Raw genomic sequence first — 19428 nt, forward strand, 5'->3', positions numbered from 1 at the left:
AGTGACCGTCGACGAGGGGATTCCCGTGCTCTTCGAGGTGTGGGCGCCGAGCGCCCGTGACCGGGTGACGCTGGAGCTGAACGGCTCCGACCATCCCCTGGACCGGGACGCGGAGCGGGACGGCTGGTGGTCGGGGGTCGTGCCCGCCGGGGACGGCGACCGGTACGGCTTCTCGCTCGACGGCGGTCCCGTGCTGCCGGACCCGCGCTCGCGCCGGCTGCCCGACGGGCCCGACGGGCTGAGCGCGGTCGTCGACCACTCGGCGTACGCCTGGGGCCACGACTCCCCGCGCCTGCGGCTGCGCGGCGCCGTCCTGTACGAGCTGCACATCGGCACCTTCACCCCGGAGGGCACGCTCGACGCGGCGGCCGGGCGGCTCGGGGAGCTCGCGGGCCTCGGCATCACCCACGTGGAGCTGATGCCGCTGTGCCCGTTCCCCGGGGTGCGGGGCTGGGGGTACGACGGGGTGGCGCCATGGGCGGTGCACGAGCCGTACGGCGGGCCCGAGGCGCTGAAGCGGTTCACGGACGCGGCGCACGGGCTCGGCATGGGTGTGGTCCTCGACGTGGTGCACAACCACCTGGGCCCGTCCGGCAACCATCTCCCGTCCTTCGGGCCGTACTTCACCGACAGCCACCAAACGCCGTGGGGCGCGGCGGTGAACCTGGACGCGCCGGGTTCGGACGAGGTGCGGGCGTACTTCCTGGGGAGCGCGCTCGCCTGGCTGCGGGACTACCGGATCGACGGGCTGCGGCTCGACGCGGTGCACGCCCTGGCCGACACGCGGGCCCTGACCTTCCTGGAGGAACTGTCCGCCGCCGTGGACGCGTTGGCGAAGGAGCAGGGCCGCCAGCACTTCCTGATCGCCGAGTCCGACCTCGCCGACCCGCGCACGACCACCCCGCGCACGCTGGGCGGGCTCGGCGTGCACGCCCAGTGGAACGACGACTTCCACCACGCCCTGCACACCGCCCTGACCGGCGAGTCCCAGGGCTACTACGGGGACTTCGCGCGCGCCCCGATGGCGGCGCTCGCCAAGACGCTCACCCGCGTCTTCTTCCACGACGGCACGTACTCGACGTTCCGTGGCCGCCACCACGGGCGTCCGGTGGACCGCGAACGCACCCCCGCCCACCGCTTCCTGGGGTACGCCCAGACGCACGACCAGGTCGGCAACCGGGCCCTCGGCGACCGTCTCTCGGCCTCCCTCTCCCCCGGTCTGCTCGCCTGCGCGGCGACGCTCGTCCTCACCGGCCCTTCGGTGCCGATGCTGTTCATGGGCGAGGAGTGGGGGGCGGGCACTCCCTGGATGTACTTCACCGACCACACGGACCCGGAGCTGGCGGAGGCCGTACGGCGGGGCCGGAAGCGGGAGTTCGCGGCGCACGGCTGGTCCGAGGACGAGGTCCCCGACCCCCAGGAGCCGGCCACCCGGGACCGGTCGGTCCTGGACCGGACGGAACGCGAGCGGGACCCGCACAAGCGGCTCCTCGCCTGGCACCGCCAGCTCATCGCGCTGCGCCGCACCCTGCCCGACCTGACGGACCCGGACCTGGCGGGCGTGAAGGTGGCCTTCGACGAGGAGGCCCGCTGGCTCGTCTTCCGGCGCGGGGTCCTGCGGGTGGCCGTGAACCTGGGCAAGGAGCCGGCGGTGATCCCGCTCGGCTCCAACGGCCGCGACCGGGTCCTGGCCGCCTGGGACGCGGTCGAGGGCCCGGCGTCGGACGGCTTCCTCCGCCTCCCCGGCGAGTCGGCGATCGTCCTCACGGACGGCTGACACCGCCGGGCGTCGACCGGTGGATACGCTCTCCCGATGACCTCCATCTACCGCAGCGAGGCCGGCCGGGAGCAGATACGGGGCTGGTGCTTCGACCGGCTCGACGCGTGGCCTGTGCCGCACGAGCGGGACGTCTTCGGCGCGGCGGGCGCGGCGACGCACGCGGTGACGGCGGGCTCCCCCGGGCCGGCGGGGACGACGGTCGTCCTCGTTCCCGGCACCAACTTCAACGCCGCCGCTTCCCTGCCGCTGGCCGACGCGCTGCTCGCGGCCGGCCACCGGGTCGTCCTGCTCGACGTGCCCGGCCAGCCGGGGCTGAGCTCCGGCGAACGCGGCCTCGCCGACGGGAAGTTGAGCTGGTACGGGACCTGGCTGGACGAGGCCGTGGCGGAGACCTGCGGCGGGCGGCCCGTCACGGTCCTCGGGCACTCCTTCGGCGCGGCGATCGCCCTGTCCGCCTCCTCCGCGCCCGTCGAGCGGCTGGTCCTGGTCTCCCCCGGCGGCCTGTCCTCGCTGCGTCTTCCGCCCGCGCTGCTCGCCGCCTCGGCCGCCTGGTTCCTGCGGCCCACGCCCGCGCGCAGCGCGCGGCTGCTGCGGGCGATGCTCGCGCCCGGGCACGAGCCCCGGGCGGAGCTGGTGGAGTGGATGACGCTCGTCGCCCGGCACGCCCGGTCCAGCGGGGCGCCCGGGCTCGCCGAGCGGCGCGCCCGGAAGGCGCCGACGGCGGCCGTGACCGGGGAGCACGATGTGTTCCTGCCGCCGGAGCGGTTGCGGCCGGCGGTCCGCGCCCGCCTGGGCGGCGCGGAGCTCGGAGTCGTACCGGACGCGGGGCACCTGGTGGTGGAGGAGTTCCCGGAGCGGATCGCCGCCCTGGTCTCCCCCACCGCGTAGGCACGGCCTACTCGACGACGGCCATCTCGTGCGGGGTGTTGTTGAAGCGGCGGCCCCCGCCGTCCTCGGTCGCGGTGACGATGTCCTCGATGCGGACGCCGAAGCGGCCCGGGAGGTAGACGCCGGGTTCGATGGAGAAGCACATGCCGGGGACGATCGGGAGCTCCTCGCCCTCGATCATGTACGGCGGTTCGTGCGTGGTGACGCCGATGCCGTGGCCGGTGCGGTGGATGAAGTACTCGCCGTACCCGGCGTCCGTGATGACCTTGCGGGCCGCCCGGTCGACCTCCTGACAGGCGACGCCGGGGCGTACCGCCTCGAAGCCGGCCTGCTGGGCCTCGCGGACGAGGTCGTGGACGCGGCGCTCCTCGTCGGTGGGCTCGCCGACGTGGACGGTGCGGGTGGTGTCGGAGCCGTAGCCGTGCTTGAGGCCGCCGAAGTCGAGGACGACCATGTCGCCGCGCTCGATGACCCGGTCGCCGGCCTCGTGGTGCGGGTTGGCTCCGTTGGGTCCTGAGCCGACGACGGTGAAGTCGACCTGGGAGTGGCCGAACTCCATGAGGAGCCGGGCGAGGTCGGCGGCGACGTCGGTCTCCTTGCGGCCGGCGAAGCGGACCTTGAGGATCTCGCCGTACGCCTGGTCGGCGGCGGCTCCGGCGGCCGCGATCCGGGCGAGCTCGTGGGCGTCCTTGACGCCCCGGAGCATCGGCAGGGCCTCGGTGAGGGAGACGTACGAGGTGCCGGGCAGCGCCTGCTGGAGGCCGAGGAGGTGCATGGCCCAGGCGTTGTCGCTGACGCCGAAGCGGCCGTCGCCGTCGAGGAGCGGGGCGGTGACCGCGTAGGGGTCCTTGCCGTCGGTCCAGTCGCGCAGGGTGAGCGCGGCGGCCCCGGTGGCCTTCTCGGCGTCGGGGGCCTCCAGGGTCGGGACGACGAGCACCGGTTCCCGGCCGGCGGCGAGGACGAGGACGGTGAGCCGCTCGGTGATCGCGGTCGGCTGGTAGCCGGTGAGGTAGACCAGGTCGGGGCCGGGGGCGACGAGCACGCCCGCGAGTCCGGCGGCGGCGGCGGACTCGGCGGCACGGGCCATCCGGGCCCGGTAGTCGTCCGCGGTGAAGGGCACGACCTGTTCGGGGGCGTCCGTGCTCGACATGGTGGCTTCTCCTCGATTTCTCGACGGCCTCGTCCGGTACGACGTACAGCATCCTGCCGGGCGGGGGCGCGGGGCGCGACCGGATACCGGACGGGCGTGACCGGATCAGCGGCGGTCGGGGCCCTGGGCGATGAGCCGTTCCAGGAGCTCGTGGAAGTCGTCGCCGACGACGATCCGCAGGTCGCCCCGCTCCTCGTCGTGCTCGCTGAGCTGCGTGAGGGTGCCGTCGCGCCACCAGAAGACGTACGGGCTGATGGCGCCCGGCACGTCCTCGTACCCGGCGGCGGCGAAGGAGGCCATCGCGCCGAGGGCCGGGATGATCGAGGTGTCGCGGATGGGGTGGAAGGCGAGCTGGTGCCGGAAGGGCAGGGCGACGAGGGCGCCGTGCTCGCCGAGCGGGAGGCCGGTGACGCGCTGGACGACGCCGTCGAGGTCGAGGACGCGGCTGGCGGTGTAGAAGGAGTCGCCGAGGATGATCTCGAAGCACATGCCGTCGGCGTCGCGGACCGTCTCGTGCTCCTCGACGGGCAGCCCGCGCAGATTGCGCAGGGCCCGGTCGCGGAGCTGCGCGTGGTCCCCGAGCCGTTCGAGTGCCTCGTCGGTGAGCATCATGACGCTCTCCGGCAGGTCGAGGGCGAGGATCTCGTAGAGCCCGGGGGCGACCGTCCTGGCGTAGCCGAAGGCGCCGGCGTCGATGCCGTCGCCGCTGACGACCCGGGGGTAGAGCTGGGCGCGGATCTGCTCGGGCCGCAGGGTGTCGAGCGCGGAGGGTCCCTCCATGGCGCGGACGACGAGACCGATGTGACGGTGGATCGTGCCGGGCCAGACGCGGGGGCCGCGGCGGTCCTGGTGGCAGACGGCGGCGAGGTTGCCGAGGCCGTAGCGGCGGCCCTTGTCGTCGACGACGTGGTCGGCGTAGACGGTGACCTCCAGGCCGAGTTCGGCGAAGGTCTCACGGACCCGGCCGCGGAAGAGCGCGGCCTCCCGCTCGGAGAAGTACGCGAACTCGGGGTCCCTCGGTGCGTCGTCGCCGTCCCGCCGGGGTCCTCGTCGCAGCCACCTCACACCCGTCCGCCTTCCGTCGCCGTTGCGCACAGGGTAGCGACTGCGGATGTCAGCCCTTGAGCCGTCGGGCGAACTCGGCCACCGGGCCGGACGGTTCGCGGCCCGTACCCGCCGGGAGGAGGAGTTCGGTGCGGTGGACGAGGCGGGGCGCGACCAGGGGGACGGCGGCCGCGCCCGGGACGCTCCGCGCCGCGGGCAGCGGAAGCAGGGCCAGACCGCGCCCGGCGGCGGCGAGGGCCCCGAGGGTGCGGGTGTCGGTGCCCTCGTAGCGCAGGGCGTCGCGGAAGCCGCGCCCGGCAGGCCCGCCGTGGACGGCCCGCAGCCGGTCCAGGGAGATCCCGGCGTCGGGCGCGTCCAGCCAGCGGGCGTCGACGAGGTCGTCGAGGCGAAGCCCGGGGCGGCCGGCGAGCGGGTGGTGGGCGGGCAGGACGACGGCGAGGGGCTCCTCGGCGACGCGGGTCGCGGCGAGCGGGGCGACGTCCGTGAGCCGCAGCGGGTCGCTGGGCGCGGCGATCCCGTCGACGAGCCCGGCGTCGGCCTCGCCGGTGGCGACGGCGACGGGCACCCGCTCGCGGGGCAGGGCGCGCAGGGTGACGCCGGTGGCGGGCAGGGCAGCCAGGGTACGGGCGGTGAGGGCGAGCGGGGAGGCGGCGACGTCCAGAGTCGCGCGGGGCGCGGCGGAGAACCGGTCGAGGTCGGCGCGGGCCGCGTCGAGGCGGAGCAGCAGCGCCCCGGCGTGTTCGAGGAGCCGCTCCCCGGCCGGGGTGGGGGCGACGGGCCGCCGGGTGAGCAGGGCCAGTCCGAGGTCGCTCTCCAGGGCGGCGATGTGCTGGGAGACGGCGGACTGGGTGTAGCCGAGGTCGCGCGCGGCCTCGGAGAAGGAGGCGAGCCGGGCGACGGTGACGTACGTGCGGAGGAGGTGCGGGTCCACCCGTTCAGGACCCGAAGGGGGTCTTCAGGAGGTCCTTGGCGTAGTACGCGAGGGAGCGGTTGTAGCGGGGCAGCAGGGGTGCGAGGGCGCCGAGGGCGAGGGAGGCGGCCTCGCGGTCGCGGCCGGTGTCGGCGAGGGCGAGGGCGAGGAAGGCGTCGACGGCGGCGGAGAGGGCCTGCTCGTCGGCGTCGAGCCGCTCGGCGGGGATGTCGCGCTCGGCGGTGAGGAGTTCGACGCTGCGGTCGGGGCGGCCGAGGTTGCGCAGGCTGCTGGCGAGCTGGATGACGGCCCGGCGGCGGCGCAGCCCGGTGAGGCCGAGCCCCAGGGCCCGCTGGTAGTGGACGACGGCCTCTTCCGGCATGCCGGTGGAGTCGTGGGCGGCGCCCTGCTCGAAGACGGCGGCCGCGTCGTCGGAGGGCCGCTCGGCGGCGAGGGCGGCGACGCGGGCGCGGAAGTCGGCGGGTTCGAGGTCGTCGAGACGCTCCCAGAGGGCGGTGACGCGGGACTCCCAGTCGTGATCGTTCGTCATACGGCCACCCTAGCGGGGTGAGGATAAGCGTCCGCGATGGCAGGAGCAGCAATCATCGTTGGACGTGAACGGGACCGCCCGACGAGCATGACTGCCATGAACACACCCCCGCACACGCCCCGGATCGCCCTGGTCGGCGACCGCTCCCCGCACGTCGGCGCGCACGTCCGCATCCCCGTCCTCCTCGACGCCCTCGCGCAGCGGGACGGGCTCGTCCTCGACGCGTACTGGATCCCGACGGCCGAAGCGCAGTCCCTGGGCTCGGTGAAGGGCTTCGACGCGGTGTGGCTGCTCCCGGGGAGCCCGTACGCGAGCGAGGCGGGGGCGCTGGCCGCGATCCGCACGGCCCGCGAGGAAGGCATCCCGTTCCTCGGCACCTGCGCCGGCTTCCATCACGCCCTGATCGAGTACGCGCGGGACGTCTGCGGCCTGGAGCGGGCGGCGCACGCCGAGTACGACCCGTCGGCGGACCCGGACGACCTGCTGATCGCGCCGCTCGCCTGCTCGCTCGTGGGCCACGAGGGGGTCGTACGGGTCACCCCCGGGTCGCTCGCCGAGAAGGCGCTCGGCGCGGAGCGGACGACGGAGCGGTACCAGTGCAACTACGGCTTCGACAGCCGTCACCTGGACACCCTGCGGGCCAAGGGCCTCCGCTTCACGGGCGCGGACGAGGAGGGTCGCATCCGCGTCGTCGAACTCCCCTCGCACCCCTTCTTCCTGGCGACCCTGTTCCAGCCGGAACTGGCGGGCGACGGCACCCGTCCGCACCCGTTGATCCGGGCGCTGGCGATGGCGGCGACGGAGCACGCGGGCGGGGGGCGCCGGGCGGCGTAGCGATGGGGCGTGCCGGGCGGGGGGCACTAGGCCCTGGTCGTGGCGGGGGCGTGCCAGGAACCGATCGGCTGGCAGCGCCCCTCCGCGGGCCCGCTCAGAGCGGAGGCAGCTGTCGGCCCACCAGTGCGCGCAGCCGCTCCGCCTCCTCCGGGGAGGTCAGCCCGCGCAGCGGCAGCACCTCCACGAGCAGGATGTTCGGGTCGCGGCTGAGGAGCACCAGGTGGTCGCGGGTCTCGCGGTGGCCGCGGAAGACCGACCAGCGCTGGAGGAGCGACACGTGCGCGGTCTCGACCGTGATCCCGGTCCCGCTCACGGTCGCGCGGTACTCGCCCTGCCAGGAGACCGTGCGCAGCACGTGGTGGGCCTGGAGGCGGGGCATCGACCAGATCAGGACGGCGCAGAAGACGGCGAGCACGAACGACACCGCGGAGGGCTGCCGCGAGGCGAGGGTCAGCAGGGCACCGGCCCCGAAGAGGGCGGTGAACCCCCACCGGACCAGGTGGAGACGGCGGAGGCGCTCGCGCACGAGGACGCCGGTGAGTATGTCGGCCCGGGTGGGCCGGTAGGCGAGCTCGACCTTGTCCGTGTCCGTGTCCATGTCCATGGGCTGGGATCGTAGTGCCGGGCTAACTCATCCTCACGACCACGTGGGCGCGGCCCCGGCCGCGGGCCACCAGGCGGGCGTTGGCCTCGTCGGAGTCGTGGACCCAGCGCTCGGCGTGGGCCCGGTCCTTGCCGAACCGGACGTGCCGCTCGACGAGCCGGGGGACGCGGCGGCGGGCGTCCAGGTCCAGGTACCAGGCCTCGTCGAGAAGGGGCAGGACGCCGGCCCAGGCGCCCTCGTCGTGCAGGAGGTAGTTGCCCTCGGTGACGACGAGCGGGATCTCGGGCGCGACGGGTATCGCCCCGGCGACGGGCTCCTCCAGGGAGCGGTCGAAGGCCGGGGCGTACACGGTGGTGCCGGGGACGGGGGTACGGAGCCGGGCGAGGAGCGCGGTGTACCCGGCGGCGTCGAAGGTGTCCGGCGCGCCCTTGCGACCGGCCCGCCCGAGCCGCTCGAGCTCGGCCTGTGCCAGATGGAACCCGTCCATCGGTACGAGCGCGGCGAGCCCGTCGAGCCGGGCGACGAGCCGCGCGGCGAGCGTGGACTTCCCGGCCCCGGGCGCCCCGGCGATCCCGAGGACCCGGCGCTGCCCCGGCACGGCGAGCGCCCGCGCCCGTACGGCGAGCCGGTCGAACTCCTGTGCGTCCATGCGGCGCATTCTCGCACCGCCGCCGCTCCTGGGGCCGGTCGTCACCTTCCCGTCTGCCCCGCGACGCCGGGTCCTGGGCTCAGCCCACCGGGACCGGGTGTGTCAGGTGGGGAGTCGCGCGGTGCAGGCCCCGGCGGTCGTACAGGCGCGTGAGGGCGAGGCCGAGGGCGAGCGACACGGCGAAGCCGATGCCGACCATGGTCCAGGCGCGGCCGAGTCCGGCGTCGGTCCGGGCCCCGAAGTAGAGGATGGACCGGACGCCGTCGACGACCTGACGGAACGGTTCGAACCCGGCGAGGAAGCGGTAGAAGTCCGGGAGTGCCTGGATCGGGATGGTGGCGCCGGCGGACGGGATGGCGAGACCGATCAGGACCAGCATGGAGACGAGCGGGCCCGGGGTGCCGAAGACGGCGAGGAGGGCGAGCGCGGTGATGCCCATGGCGGCCGTGGCGCAGGTGCCGAAGAGCCAGAGCAGGGGCAGGTGGGAGGCGTCGATGCCGATGACGCCGACGGCCGCGGTCATGGCGAGCGCGGAGGTCAGCATCGACAGGGCGACCATGAGTGCCGAGCAGACCAGGAAGTGGTGCACCCGGGTGGCGTGCTGGACGGGCTTGACGACGCGGAACGGACCCTTGTCGCTGGCGATGTACCCGAGTGCGGTGTCGACCTGGGTGTGGATGACGTTGGCGCCGAGCATGCCGCCGAGGACGAGGATGAGCGCGTAGAAGAAGGCGCTCAGGCCGAGCCCGCTGTGCTGCCCGAGGGGGTGGCCCTCCTGGACGGAGAGGTGCACCGGGTCGGCGATCATCAGCTGCGCGGCGGCGCCCGGTGCGGGTGCGGCGTGCGCGGTGGCGGTGTGGCCCGTGGAGCCCGGTGCGGGCCTGTGTGCGGCCGCCGCCCGGCCCAGTTGCTTGCCGACCTCCGCGGAGGTGGTCTCGACGACCTTGCGGTTGATCTCGGTGGCCATGGAGGAGCCGAAGCTTCCGGCGGCGGGGTTGGTCAGGACCGTCATGGTCGGCGGATGCGGCGTGCGCTGCGCGGGCCCGGCGAGTGCGGCCACGGAGGCGGAGAAGTCGTCGGGGATGACGAGGGCGCCGAACACCTTGCCGCGGGCGAGCAGGTCGTCGGCGGTGCGGCGGTCGACCTGCTTCCAGTCGACCTTCTCCTTGAGGTCGGCCGATCCGGTGATCTTCGTGGTGATCTGTGCGCCGAGGTCGATCCGCTTCCCGGCCACCTGGGTGCCCCGGTCCGTGTTGACCAGGGCGATCGGCAGGTCCTTCGTCGAGCCGACCGGGTCGTTGTTGGCGCCCAGGTAGAGCAGGGACAGGACGAACGACAGCAGGCCGAGGATCACCGCCGACGGCAGCCACACGCCACGCCGGCGCAGCAGTCCGCGTGCGCTCACGCGCAGCAGGTGGGTGGGTTCGGACATGCAGGGCTCCCGCTTCGGTGGGGTGTCGTCGCTGGTCGGCGACACCTAAGAAACCTTCACTTTCTAACTAGAGAGTGGCACTATCTAGTGGACGTGTCCATTCGAGCCCCTGGGAGACTGCTCACACACGGATCACCCCCGGACCACGCCCGGGCCACCCGGGAACAGCCTTCGAGCGAGAGTGCCCATGAAGATCTCTGACCTGAGCCGTCTGTCCGGAACGCCGGTCGGAACGATCAAGTACTACCTGCGGGAAGGCCTGCTGCCGCCCGGCCGCCCGCTCGGGGCCACGCTCACCCTGTACGGCGACGAGCACGTCCAGCGCCTCCGCCTGATCCGCGCCCTGACCGCCCGCGGCGGCCTGTCCATCGCCGCCACCCGTGACGTGCTCTCGGCGATCGACGAGCCCCTCGACCCGCTCGCCACCCTCGGCGTCGTGCACTACGCGCTCCCGACACCCGTCGACGCCGCCGAGACCGACGCGGTGGACGAGCAGGCGCCCCGGGTCGACGAGCTCGTCCGCGCGATGGGCTGGGACGTCTCCCCGGACTCCCCGCACCGCCGCGCACTCGCCGCGAGCCTGATGGACCTCAGCCGCCTCGGCGTCGAGTACGGCACGGAGGACCTGCTGCCGTACGCCGAACTGGCCGCGGCCGCCGCGAAGCTCGACGTCGACCGGGTCGAGGAGCTCGACGACGCCGAGGACCGGCTCAGGCTCGCCGAGCACGCCGCCATCGTCGTCCTCCTCCTGGAACCGGTCCTGGCCCTGCTGCGTCGCATGGCGCAGGAGAACGAGACCCGGCGCCGGGCCGCGTGGGCGCGCACGCCCGGAGAAGCCGCCGCCCCGACCCCGCCGACCGACTCCCCCTGAGGAGCGGACGGGACCGATCCTCGGGTGGACCACCAGGGGGGACCCTCGCCCACCCCTCCCCCGGACCCTCGTTCGCACCCCCCGTCCGACAAGGGTCAACCCGCACGACCACGCGGGTTAACACGGATAGGTTCCGCCCCTTCCGCGTATTACGTTGAGGAAATGCCGTCCATCGCACTCGTCACCCTCGTCGTCCGTGACTACGACGAGGCCATCGCCTTCTACACCGACGCCCTCGGCTTCGACCTCGTCGAGGACACCGACCGCGGCGACGGAAGCCGCTGGGTCGTCGTCCGCCCGCGCGGCGCGGCCGGCGTCGGCGGCCTCGGCAACACCGGGCTGCTCCTGGCCAGGGCCAAGAACGAGGAGCAGGAGGCCTCGGTCGGCCACCAGACCGGCGGCCGGGTCGGCTTCTTCCTCCACACCGAGGACTTCGCCGCCGACCACGAGCGCATGACCGCGGCCGGCGTGAAGTTCCTGGAGGAGCCGCGCCACGAGCCGTACGGCTCCGTCGCCGTCTTCGAGGACCTCTACGGCAACCGCTGGGACCTCCTGCAGCCGGCAGCCTGAAAAACCGGTGTCGCCCGCGCGGCGGCGCTCCCTACACTCGCGGCACGGCGCACCGACCGGTGTGCCGTGCCGCGAGTGTCTACCGAGGAGAGCCGACCGTGCGTACGCGCCGCTTCGACGTGATCCTCGCCTCTCGCCCCGGCCGGTGGCGGCTGCGCGCCCGCCATCGCCGACCCGTGACATGACCACGATCCCTTAGGGATCCGTCCGGGAACCGCGCTGCCCCGTTCTTCACGCAGCAGCGAAAGGCACCACCATGCGCATCCGCAATCTCGGCATCCTCGCCCACGTCGACGCGGGCAAGACCACCGTCACCGAGCGCTTCCTCTACCTCACCGGCGCCACCCACAAGCGCGGCGAGGTCCACGACGGCACGACCGTCACCGACTTCGACCCGCAGGAGCGGGACCGGGGCATCACGATCTTCGCCGCGGCCGTCAGCTGCGACTGGGCGGGTCATCGCGTCAACCTGATCGACACCCCCGGTCACGTCGACTTCTCCGACGAGGTCGAGCGTTCGCTGCGCGTCCTCGACGGCGCCGTCGCCGTCTTCGACGCCGTCGCGGGCGTCGAGCCGCAGAGCGAGACCGTGTGGCGCCAGGCCGACCGCCACGGCGTCCCGAGGATCGCGTTCGTCAACAAGCTGGACCGCGCGGGCGCGGAGCTCGACAGCGCCGTCGAGTCGATCCGTACGCGCCTGGGCACCGTCCCGCTCCCCGTCCAGCTCCCCATCGGGCGCGAGGACGGCTTCACCGGAGTCGTGGACCTGGTCAGGATGCGGGCGTACGTGTGGGCCGACGGCGCCGACACGTTCGCCGACCTGCCGGTTCCCGACGAACTCCGGGACGAGGCCCGTCGCCGCAGGCGAGGCCTGGAGGAGACGGTGGCGGAGCTGCATCCGGGGGCCCTGGAGGAGTTCTGCGCGGATTCGGCGCTCTCCGCCGGGACGCTGACGGGCGCGCTCCGGGACCTCACCCTCACCGGCGAGGCCGTGGTCGTGCTGTGCGGCTCCGCGTACCGCAACCGTGGCATCGAGCCCCTGCTCGACGCCGTCGTCGCGTACCTCCCGGCCCCGTCGGACATGCCACCCGTACGCGGCGAGGTCCCGGCGGACCCGGAGGCGCCGTTCACCGCGCTCGCCTTCAAGGTGAACGCCACCGCCACCGGCCGCATGACCTACCTCCGCGTCTACGCGGGCACGCTCAGGAAGGGAGACACCGTGCTCGACGCCACCACCACCCGCACCGAGCGCATCGCCCGCATCCTGCGCGTCCAGGCCGACCGGGCGACCGAGGTGGACGAGGCGCGCGCCGGTGACATCGTCGCCGTCGTCGGGCCCAAGTCCGCCCGCGCCGGGGCGACGCTCTGCGCGCCGGACGCGCCGGTCGTCCTCGAACCGCCCACGACCGCCGACCCGGTCGTCTCGGTCGCCGTGGAGGCCCGCCGCAGCACGGACACGGGCCGGCTCGCGACGGCCCTCGCCCGGATGACGGAGGAGGACCCGTCGCTCGTCGTGCGGTCCGACCCGGAGACGGGCCAGACCGTCCTGTCCGGTCTCGGCGAGCTGCACCTGGAGGTCGCGGTGGAGAAGCTGCGGCGCGACCGGGGCCTTGAGGTCACGGTCGGCCGTCCGCAGGTCGCGTACCGGGAGACGGTGACGAAGGGCGTGACGGACCTGCTCCACCGCCACGTCAAACAGGACGGCGGGGCGGGCCAGTTCGCCCACGTCGTCATCACCGTCGAACCGACGGACAGCGAGCAGGAGGAGTTCGAGTTCCGTTCGACCGTCACGGGCGGCCGCGTCCCGCAGGAGTACATCCGCGCGGTCGAGGCCGGCTGCCGGGACGCCCTCGTCGAGGGCCCCCTCGGCGGCCACCCGGTGACGGGCGTCCGGGTCACGCTCACGGACGGCGCCACGCATCCCAAGGACTCCTCGGAGATGGCGTTCCGCACGGCGGGCCGCTTCGCCCTGCGCGAGGCGCTCCGCGCGAGCGTCATGACCCTGCTCGAACCGGTGGCCGAGGTGACGGTCACCGTGCCCGCCGAGTCGGTCGGCTCGGTCCTCGGCGACCTCGCGGCCCGCCGCGGCCGGGTCACGGACCAGACGACCCGCTCCGGTACGTCGGTGGTCTCGGCGACGGTCCCGCTGGCCGAACTCTTCGGCTACGCGTCCCGCCTCCGCGGCCGTACCCAGGGCCGGGGCACGTTCACGACCCGCCCGGCCGGGTACGAGGCGGCTCGGGTCTGAGGCCACGTTCGGCCCGCACCGACGGTGCGGGCCGAACACGCGGCGCCGGCCCCGGCCGTGACCGCCACAAGAAACAGGTCAGCACGATCCGCCGCAACACCGTCCGGCGGAACAAGCACACCGCCGATATTCGCTTGCGCACCCTCGTCGCACGGGTCAACGTCACCTGACACCTGACGAAAGCAGAAGAAGATGACCCGGCAGACCCACCCCGTCGACCACGAACTCATCGAGGCCGCGGCAGACGTCGCTCGCACACGCTGCCAGGGCGACAACCACACCATGGCCGCCGCAGCCCGCACCGAGGACGGCCGGATCGTCACCGCCGTGAACGCCTACCACTTCACCGGAGGCCCCTGCGCCGAGCTGGTCCTCATCGGCACCGCAGCCGCCCAGGGCGCCTACGACCTCAAGACGATCGTCGCAGTGGGCGACCGCGACCGAGGGGTGGTTCCCCCGTGCGGCCGGTGCCGTCAGGTCCTCCTCGACTACTTCCCGACCCTCAAGGTCATCGTCGGCGAAGGCGACCGCATCCGAGCCGTCCTCATCACCGACCTGCTGCCCGAGAGCTACGTCTGGGCGGACCACCAGCTCGACTCCGACTGAACCGCTCGGTCGAGCCGGCTCCGCCGGCCGCCCACCAGCGGCGCGAACAACTCCGCCGCTCCCAGCCCACCGCGGCCCTGGTTCTACGGCGCCAGGGTCCGCAGGACGCAGAACTCGTTGCCCTCGGGGTCGGCCATGACCACCCAGCTCCGGCCCTCTCCCTGACCCACATCCGCCTTGGTGGCGCCGAGGCCGAGCAGTCTGGTCACCTCGTCCTCGGTGCTGGCGTCGATCGGGCTGACGTCGATGTGCAGCCGGTTCTTCACGATCTTGCCCTCGGGCACCTGCATGAAGCACAGGGTGGCCGGCATCTGGCGAGCCCGGACCTCCTCGACCGTCGGCACCCAGGAGCCGATCTCGACCTGACCCTCACTCCGGTCGATCACCTTGAAGTCCAGGACCTCGCACCAGAAGGCCGCGAGCATCTCCGGGTTGTGGCAGTCAACGGCCAACTCGGTGAACCTACTTGTCATGACTCTCCCAGCCAGCGCGGAAAGGGCCCAGCGTACCGACCGCTCCGGGTCCGGGCAGGTCGAGCTCGGCCCGTACGGTCTTCCCGACCGGCACGCGGTCGAGCACCGCCCACCGCGAGGCCAGCGCCTCGACGAGCAGCAGGCCCCGCCCACCCTCGTCGAGCGGCCCCGGCGCCACGGCGGTCGGCCGCCGCTCGCCCCGTGTGTCGGAGACGTCGACCCGGAGCCGCAACCCGGGCGTGTACGAGAGCGTCAGCTCGAAGTCCCGACCGGGCACCCGGCCGTGGGTGACGGCGTTGGCGGCGAGCTCGGCGACGAGGAGCCCGACGACGTCGGATGTCTCGGAGCCGTACGGGAGCTGCCAGCGGTCCAGCTGATGGAGAACGAGCCGCCGGGCGAGGCGAGCGCCGCGCGGGGTCGAGCTGAAGCGCTGGGTGAACACACGTACGGTGACGGTGGGTTCGCGGGTCACGGGGGAGGTCATGGGGCCAATGTGGCGGCGGCCGGGACGAGTTACCAGCTCAGCAACTCGTACGCTGCGCAGCGTACGAGTTCACACTCTGGACCGTACCGGTAACTATCTGTGAGCCTTGATGCGTTCAGCGCGAGCACACGGGTACGGGAGGTGGCGGGGTGACGGACGAGGTCCCGAAGGGAAACGAACCGGAGACGTCGGAGAGCCTGAAGGCATTCGGGGAAGTGGTCAAGGTCTTCCGCAGACGCGCGGGCCTGACGCAGGAACAGTTCGCCCCGATGGTCGGCTACTCGGTCCCGATGATCGCCTCGATCGAACAGGGCCGACGCCTGCCGTCCAAGGAGTTCGTGGACCGCGCGGAGGAGGTGCTGGACGCGTTCGGGGTGATCCGGGCGGCGGCGAAGCACCTCACGCGGAGGGAGGGCTTGGCGAAGTGGTTCGAGAAGTGGGCGGGCCTGGAGCCGCTGGCGGTGACGTTCTACATCTTCGAGAACCGATTCGTCCCCGGCCTGATCCAGACGCCCGGGTACGCCCGGACGCTCTTCGAGAAGCAGCTCCCGGCGTTGAACGACGACCAGATCGAATCGAAGATGGCCGCCCGCGTGGAGCGGATGCAACTGGTCACCGACCATCCGCGGACGATCTACAGCTTCATCATCGAGGAACACGTGCTTCGCCGCCAGGTGACCGAACCGGAGCTCATGCGGGAGCAGATCGACCACCTCCTCACCCTCGGCGAGCGACGCAACATCGACCTCCAGGTCATGCCGCAGTCGCGCGGGCATCACGCCGGCCTCGGCGGCCCCTTGCAACTCCTGGAAACCGAGGAAAATGCCTGGTACGCCTACTGCGAGGGCCAAGGGACCGGTCAACTGCTCTCCGACACCAAAGTGGTCAGCATCCTCCAGCAGCGATATGCCAGGATGCGAGCACAGGCTCTGTCTGTAGAAGCATCCGTGGGCCTGTTGCGGGAGATCCGAGGAGCACTATGAGCACGACAGATCTGGCCTGGTTCAAGAGCAGCTACAGCAGCAGCGGCGATGGCGACTGCGTCGAGGTCGCCACCTGCCCCTCCACCGTCCACGTCCGCGACTCCAAGAACCCCACCGGCCCCCGGCTCGCCCTGGCCCCCGCCGCCTGGACGGAGTTCCTCGCCCGGCTCGGATGAGGAAGCATCACCTCCACGTCCGTGGTTCGTAACGAGACACGGGCCACCGGAATACGGCGGCCGCACCGGTGCATCATCAGCTCGACGGCACCACATTCGAGCCATGCGAAGTACACGGGGGACCACCATGCGCGCTGCCCGCAAGAGCTGGAAGACGTCCGCCATGGGAGCCGCGGCCGTCGCCGCGCTCCTCTCGGCCACGGCGTGCGGGCCGGACGGCGGTACGGAGGACGGGGCCGCGAGCCAGGCCCCGTCCAGTACCGCGACCGCGACCGACACCACCTCGCCCGCCCCCACCACCCCCAGCCCGAGCACCGAGGCCCCGCAGCCCACCGCCACCGACTCCGCGAAGCCCAGCAGCGGCAGCGGCAGCGGTGACGGCAAGGAGAAGGCCCCGGCCTGTGGCGACCAGGACGTCTCCATCGGCACGTCGTACTGGGCGCACGACTCGGGTCAGCACCTCCTGATCACGGCGACGAACGTCACCGACAAACCCTGCACGCTCTACCACTACCCCTTCATCACCTTCGGCCAGGACGTCGACAGCCCGCTCCAGCCGATGGAGTCCCCGGCGAAGGCCGTCGCCACGATCGGGCCGAAGGAGAAGGCGTACGCGGGCGTGAAGCTGTTCCTGGGCGGCGAGAAGACGACGACGTACGAGTCGTTCGGCATCGCGTACCGGGACCCGAACAGCACCGACGACGGGTCGCCGATCGACGTCGCGCTGTCCGACGACGTCCAGTTCGTCACGGTCGGCCAGAACCCCTCGGTCACGTTCTGGAACCTCTCCCGCAGCGAGGTCGAGAAGTTCGTGTTCAAGGCCCGGTGACGCCGCGCGGTGCTGTCGCTCTGTCAGGGCCTTTCGGGCTTGCGGGCCAGGAGGCAGGCATGGGGTCTGTTCGCCCGTCCGCCTGGCTCCTGCTCCAGTCGCGCGGTGACGACGAGTCCGGCCCGGCCCAGCAGGCCGGCCACGCGGTCCAGGGGCAGGAGGTACGACTCGTAGGACACCGCACGGCCGTAGCCGCTGGTCGGCTGCAGCCGTTCGTCGCCGACGTAGTCTCCCCAGAGCAGGAAGCCGCCGGGCGCGAGCGCGCGGTGGAACTCGGCGAACACCGCCGGCAGCCACTGCGGGGGCGTGTGGTGGGTGGAGTACCAGGCCAGGATGCCGCCGAGTTCGTCGTCCCCCGTCTCCAGGGCGGTCATCGAGCCCTCGGTGAAGCGCAGGTCCGGATAGGCGTCGCGGGCCAGCTCGATCATCTTCGGTGACAGATCGACGCCGAAGGCGGGCACCCCCAGCGCGGCAAGGTGCGCCGTGATGCGGCCGGGTCCGCACCCCAGGTCCGCGACCGGCCCCGGACCGGCCGTCCGCACGAGTTCGGCGAACCCCGCCAGCATCGCGCGGGACATCGGGTCCATCTCGGCCGGAGGCGGGACGCGTGCGACGTAGTCGGCGGCGACCGTGTCGTACGACTCCCGCACAGCGGTCAGAAAGGAGGGCATGGCCATGCGGGCAACCCTAGTACGGCAACGCTGCCTTTCCTGATGCCTCCCGCTACGGTCTCCGAGGGCTTGCCCCGGCAAGCCGAGAGGGCGGCCACCTCCGGTGGGGGTGGCCGCCGTGCCCCTAGGGCTGGGTGACGACCATGCTGGGAACACGCCCGCCGAGCCCGGAGATCGCCCCGGAGGTGCCGACCCCCGCGGTGTTGTCGGCGTAGATCCAGAAGCCCACGTTGAACGTGTACTCGTGGCCGGCACGCATCGGGAACTGGGTCCTCATCGACGTGTCTGTCACGGGATTGGTCTGAACGAAGTCAGCCCATTCGTTGACGCTGACGCGCTTGCGCCACAGCTTGTGGGAATTGATGGCCTTGAGCTTGCCGTCCTCGAGGATCGTGCACTCCGTACCGCCTTCGACGGTGGCGTTGCTGCCGACACCGAAGGCTCCCACGACCCAGAAGAATCCCAGCACTCTCAGCGAGTCTCCGGAGAGCAGCCCGTTGACGGTCGGCCGGAAGAGTAGGCCGAACCCTGCGTGCGCTTCGACGAACTTGCCGCCGGCGCCCGGAATCCAGGGGCCGCACCGGCCTTGCAGCGATGCCTGCCCCACGGGGCGGTTGGTGGAGGAGGTGTAGGGGGCACTTCCGCCGGTGTTGTGCCATCGCCATTCGAAGTGATAGGGCGGACTGAAGACTTGCGTCGCACGGACGTCAAGAAGATGCATGTCGGCCGCTTCGACCGCGACCGGGTATTCGGCACCGTTCTCCAGAAGGGTCGGCTCGTCGAACCTCAGCGGCGTGTGGTCGCGCAGGTGCTCGAACTTCCTGCGCGTCGCCTCGTCCGCTTCCACCAGTTGCCGGAGGGGAGCGTTGATGGCGTCGGAGAGCTCCTGATACCCCGCTTCCACGGCGCGTTGCTGCTCCCGCGCTTCGACGCCGGCGGCCGCCATACGTTCGACCGAACGCTGGGCGATCTTGCGCTGCTCCGAGGTGAGATCTTCGCTGAAGTCGATCTCGATGGCCGGCGCCCTCTCCTGTTCGGCGGCCGACAAGAGGCTTGACTCATAAGTGACAGCCATGGAATTCTCCCTGGCTTCGTGACGGTTTCCACTGTGAGACAGCGCAGAGAAGTCGGACACACGCACGCACGACCGGCAGATGGAAACGCGACTCATCGCGCACAGGTTTGCGCGGCGTGGCATGACGCGCGCCGTAATGGCTTCACTGCGAGGGGGGCTCAGTGGCGAGGCTCGACCCTCAGCACACTGGACTCGTTCAACCAGATGGGGGTGATTCGCTAGTTCCAGTGAATCACTCCGGCCCAGCTCCCGCAAGCGAATGTCTGCCCCGGGTCGGGCCCATCAGCCTTTGCGGGATAGGCAGTTGAAGAGGTGACGAGCGTCGGATAACACGGTCGACTCACCGGGCGATCCTACTGGGGCGACAGCCGGTAGGCCGGCATTCCCGTGGAGAGCCAAGGTCGCGGGAGCGGATCAACGGCCCGAGGATCGTGTTTCAGGAAATGCAGTGTGCGGGCCAAGCAGGTGGCGACGCGGTCGGGGCAATCCCAGCACTCGCCGGAGCCGAATATCCAGGCGAGTTGGCCGGGCATGCACCGGTAGCTCCTGGGGGGTGAGATATGCGCAGGGTCGTGGGCTG

Annotated in this window: 21 protein-coding genes; 10 read left to right on the forward strand and 11 right to left on the reverse strand. The window is 72.3% G+C overall.

What is annotated here, in order from left to right; genetic code table 11:
• Positions 1-25 precede the first annotated feature (25 nt).
• Together treZ and AC07AW_RS28725 are read left to right on the forward strand one after the other, a co-directional pair.
• Positions 26-1777, forward strand: a complete 1752-nt coding sequence (gene treZ, locus AC07AW_RS28720) for a malto-oligosyltrehalose trehalohydrolase (RefSeq protein WP_478818613.1) — start codon at positions 26-28, stop codon at positions 1775-1777.
• Positions 1778-1813: 36 nt separating this feature from the next.
• A complete protein-coding gene (locus tag AC07AW_RS28725; RefSeq protein WP_478818355.1) occupies positions 1814-2668 on the forward strand; it encodes an alpha/beta fold hydrolase in 855 nt (284 codons plus the stop codon).
• Between the two features lie 7 nt (positions 2669-2675).
• Here AC07AW_RS28725 and AC07AW_RS28730 read toward each other — a convergent pair whose 3' ends face one another.
• From AC07AW_RS28730 to AC07AW_RS28745, 4 genes are all read right to left on the reverse strand, one after another.
• Positions 2676-3818 (reverse strand): aminopeptidase P family protein, encoded by a 1143-nt coding sequence (locus AC07AW_RS28730; RefSeq protein WP_478818356.1) that lies wholly within the window; start codon positions 3816-3818, stop codon positions 2676-2678.
• Between the two features lie 105 nt (positions 3819-3923).
• Positions 3924-4883 (reverse strand): DUF1444 domain-containing protein, encoded by a 960-nt coding sequence (locus AC07AW_RS28735; RefSeq protein ID WP_478818357.1) that lies wholly within the window; start codon positions 4881-4883, stop codon positions 3924-3926.
• A gap of 49 nt (positions 4884-4932) precedes the next feature.
• Positions 4933-5814, reverse strand: a complete 882-nt coding sequence (locus AC07AW_RS28740) for a LysR family transcriptional regulator (protein WP_478818358.1) — start codon at positions 5812-5814, stop codon at positions 4933-4935.
• Between the two features lie 4 nt (positions 5815-5818).
• Complete coding sequence (locus AC07AW_RS28745) at positions 5819-6343, reverse strand: tetratricopeptide repeat protein (protein ID WP_478818359.1); 525 nt, start codon at positions 6341-6343, stop codon at positions 5819-5821.
• A 96-nt stretch (positions 6344-6439) separates the two neighbouring features.
• Between AC07AW_RS28745 and AC07AW_RS28750 the strand changes: the two genes are divergently transcribed.
• Entirely contained in the window at positions 6440-7177 is a 738-nt protein-coding gene (locus tag AC07AW_RS28750; RefSeq protein WP_478818360.1) for a CTP synthase C-terminal region-related (seleno)protein, read from the forward strand.
• Positions 7178-7271: 94 nt separating this feature from the next.
• On the opposite strand, the gene AC07AW_RS28755 is transcribed toward AC07AW_RS28750, so the two are convergent.
• From AC07AW_RS28755 to AC07AW_RS28765, 3 genes are all read right to left on the reverse strand, one after another.
• On the reverse strand, positions 7272-7781 hold the full coding sequence (locus tag AC07AW_RS28755; protein ID WP_478818361.1) for a YcxB family protein: 510 nt from the start codon (positions 7779-7781) through the stop codon (positions 7272-7274).
• A gap of 22 nt (positions 7782-7803) precedes the next feature.
• Positions 7804-8439, reverse strand: a complete 636-nt coding sequence (locus AC07AW_RS28760) for a nucleoside/nucleotide kinase family protein (RefSeq protein WP_478818362.1) — start codon at positions 8437-8439, stop codon at positions 7804-7806.
• A gap of 70 nt (positions 8440-8509) precedes the next feature.
• A complete protein-coding gene (locus tag AC07AW_RS28765; RefSeq protein WP_478818363.1) occupies positions 8510-9862 on the reverse strand; it encodes a YhgE/Pip domain-containing protein in 1353 nt (450 codons plus the stop codon).
• A 187-nt stretch (positions 9863-10049) separates the two neighbouring features.
• On the opposite strand from AC07AW_RS28765, the gene AC07AW_RS28770 reads away from it, so the two are divergent.
• The 4 genes from AC07AW_RS28770 to AC07AW_RS28785 all read left to right on the forward strand — a co-directional run bounded on the left by AC07AW_RS28770 (position 10050) and on the right by AC07AW_RS28785 (position 14157).
• The gene (locus AC07AW_RS28770; RefSeq protein WP_478818364.1) at positions 10050-10733 is read left to right on the forward strand and encodes a MerR family transcriptional regulator; all 684 of its coding nucleotides are present in this window, start codon (positions 10050-10052) and stop codon (positions 10731-10733) included.
• 162 nt (positions 10734-10895) lie between these two features.
• Positions 10896-11303 (forward strand): VOC family protein, encoded by a 408-nt coding sequence (locus AC07AW_RS28775; RefSeq protein ID WP_478818365.1) that lies wholly within the window; start codon positions 10896-10898, stop codon positions 11301-11303.
• A gap of 256 nt (positions 11304-11559) precedes the next feature.
• Complete coding sequence (fusA, locus tag AC07AW_RS28780) at positions 11560-13551, forward strand: elongation factor G (RefSeq protein WP_478818366.1); 1992 nt, start codon at positions 11560-11562, stop codon at positions 13549-13551.
• A gap of 192 nt (positions 13552-13743) precedes the next feature.
• Positions 13744-14157 (forward strand): cytidine deaminase family protein, encoded by a 414-nt coding sequence (locus AC07AW_RS28785; RefSeq protein ID WP_478818367.1) that lies wholly within the window; start codon positions 13744-13746, stop codon positions 14155-14157.
• A gap of 83 nt (positions 14158-14240) precedes the next feature.
• Here AC07AW_RS28785 and AC07AW_RS28790 read toward each other — a convergent pair whose 3' ends face one another.
• Positions 14241-14630: a VOC family protein gene (locus tag AC07AW_RS28790; protein WP_478818368.1), complete on the reverse strand. Its 390-nt coding sequence runs from the start codon at positions 14628-14630 to the stop codon at positions 14241-14243.
• The gene (locus AC07AW_RS28795) at positions 14620-15114 is read right to left on the reverse strand and encodes an ATP-binding protein (protein WP_478818369.1); all 495 of its coding nucleotides are present in this window, start codon (positions 15112-15114) and stop codon (positions 14620-14622) included. The genes AC07AW_RS28790 and AC07AW_RS28795 overlap by 11 nt, the downstream gene beginning before the upstream one ends.
• 149 nt (positions 15115-15263) lie before the next feature.
• Here AC07AW_RS28795 and AC07AW_RS28800 point away from each other — a divergent pair, with 149 nt between their 5' ends.
• The 3 genes from AC07AW_RS28800 (at position 15264) to AC07AW_RS28810 (ending at position 17102) form a co-directional block, all read left to right on the forward strand.
• Positions 15264-16097 (forward strand): helix-turn-helix domain-containing protein, encoded by an 834-nt coding sequence (locus AC07AW_RS28800; protein ID WP_478818370.1) that lies wholly within the window; start codon positions 15264-15266, stop codon positions 16095-16097.
• Entirely contained in the window at positions 16094-16273 is a 180-nt protein-coding gene (locus tag AC07AW_RS28805; RefSeq protein ID WP_478818371.1) for a DUF397 domain-containing protein, read from the forward strand. Before AC07AW_RS28800 ends, AC07AW_RS28805 begins: the two co-directional genes overlap by 4 nt.
• Before the next feature lie 103 nt (positions 16274-16376).
• Positions 16377-17102, forward strand: a complete 726-nt coding sequence (locus AC07AW_RS28810) for a DUF4232 domain-containing protein (RefSeq protein ID WP_478818372.1) — start codon at positions 16377-16379, stop codon at positions 17100-17102.
• A 23-nt stretch (positions 17103-17125) separates the two neighbouring features.
• Here the strand turns inward: AC07AW_RS28810 and AC07AW_RS28815 are convergent, their stop codons facing one another.
• Positions 17126-17779, reverse strand: a complete 654-nt coding sequence (locus tag AC07AW_RS28815) for a class I SAM-dependent methyltransferase (protein ID WP_478818373.1) — start codon at positions 17777-17779, stop codon at positions 17126-17128.
• 118 nt (positions 17780-17897) lie between these two features.
• Positions 17898-18848, reverse strand: coding sequence for a hypothetical protein (locus tag AC07AW_RS28820; RefSeq protein ID WP_478818374.1), 951 nt, complete (start codon positions 18846-18848; stop codon positions 17898-17900).
• Positions 18849-19428: the final 580 nt, after the last annotated feature.

The sequence above is a fragment of the Streptomyces sp. NPDC044003 genome (genome assembly GCF_056435185.1).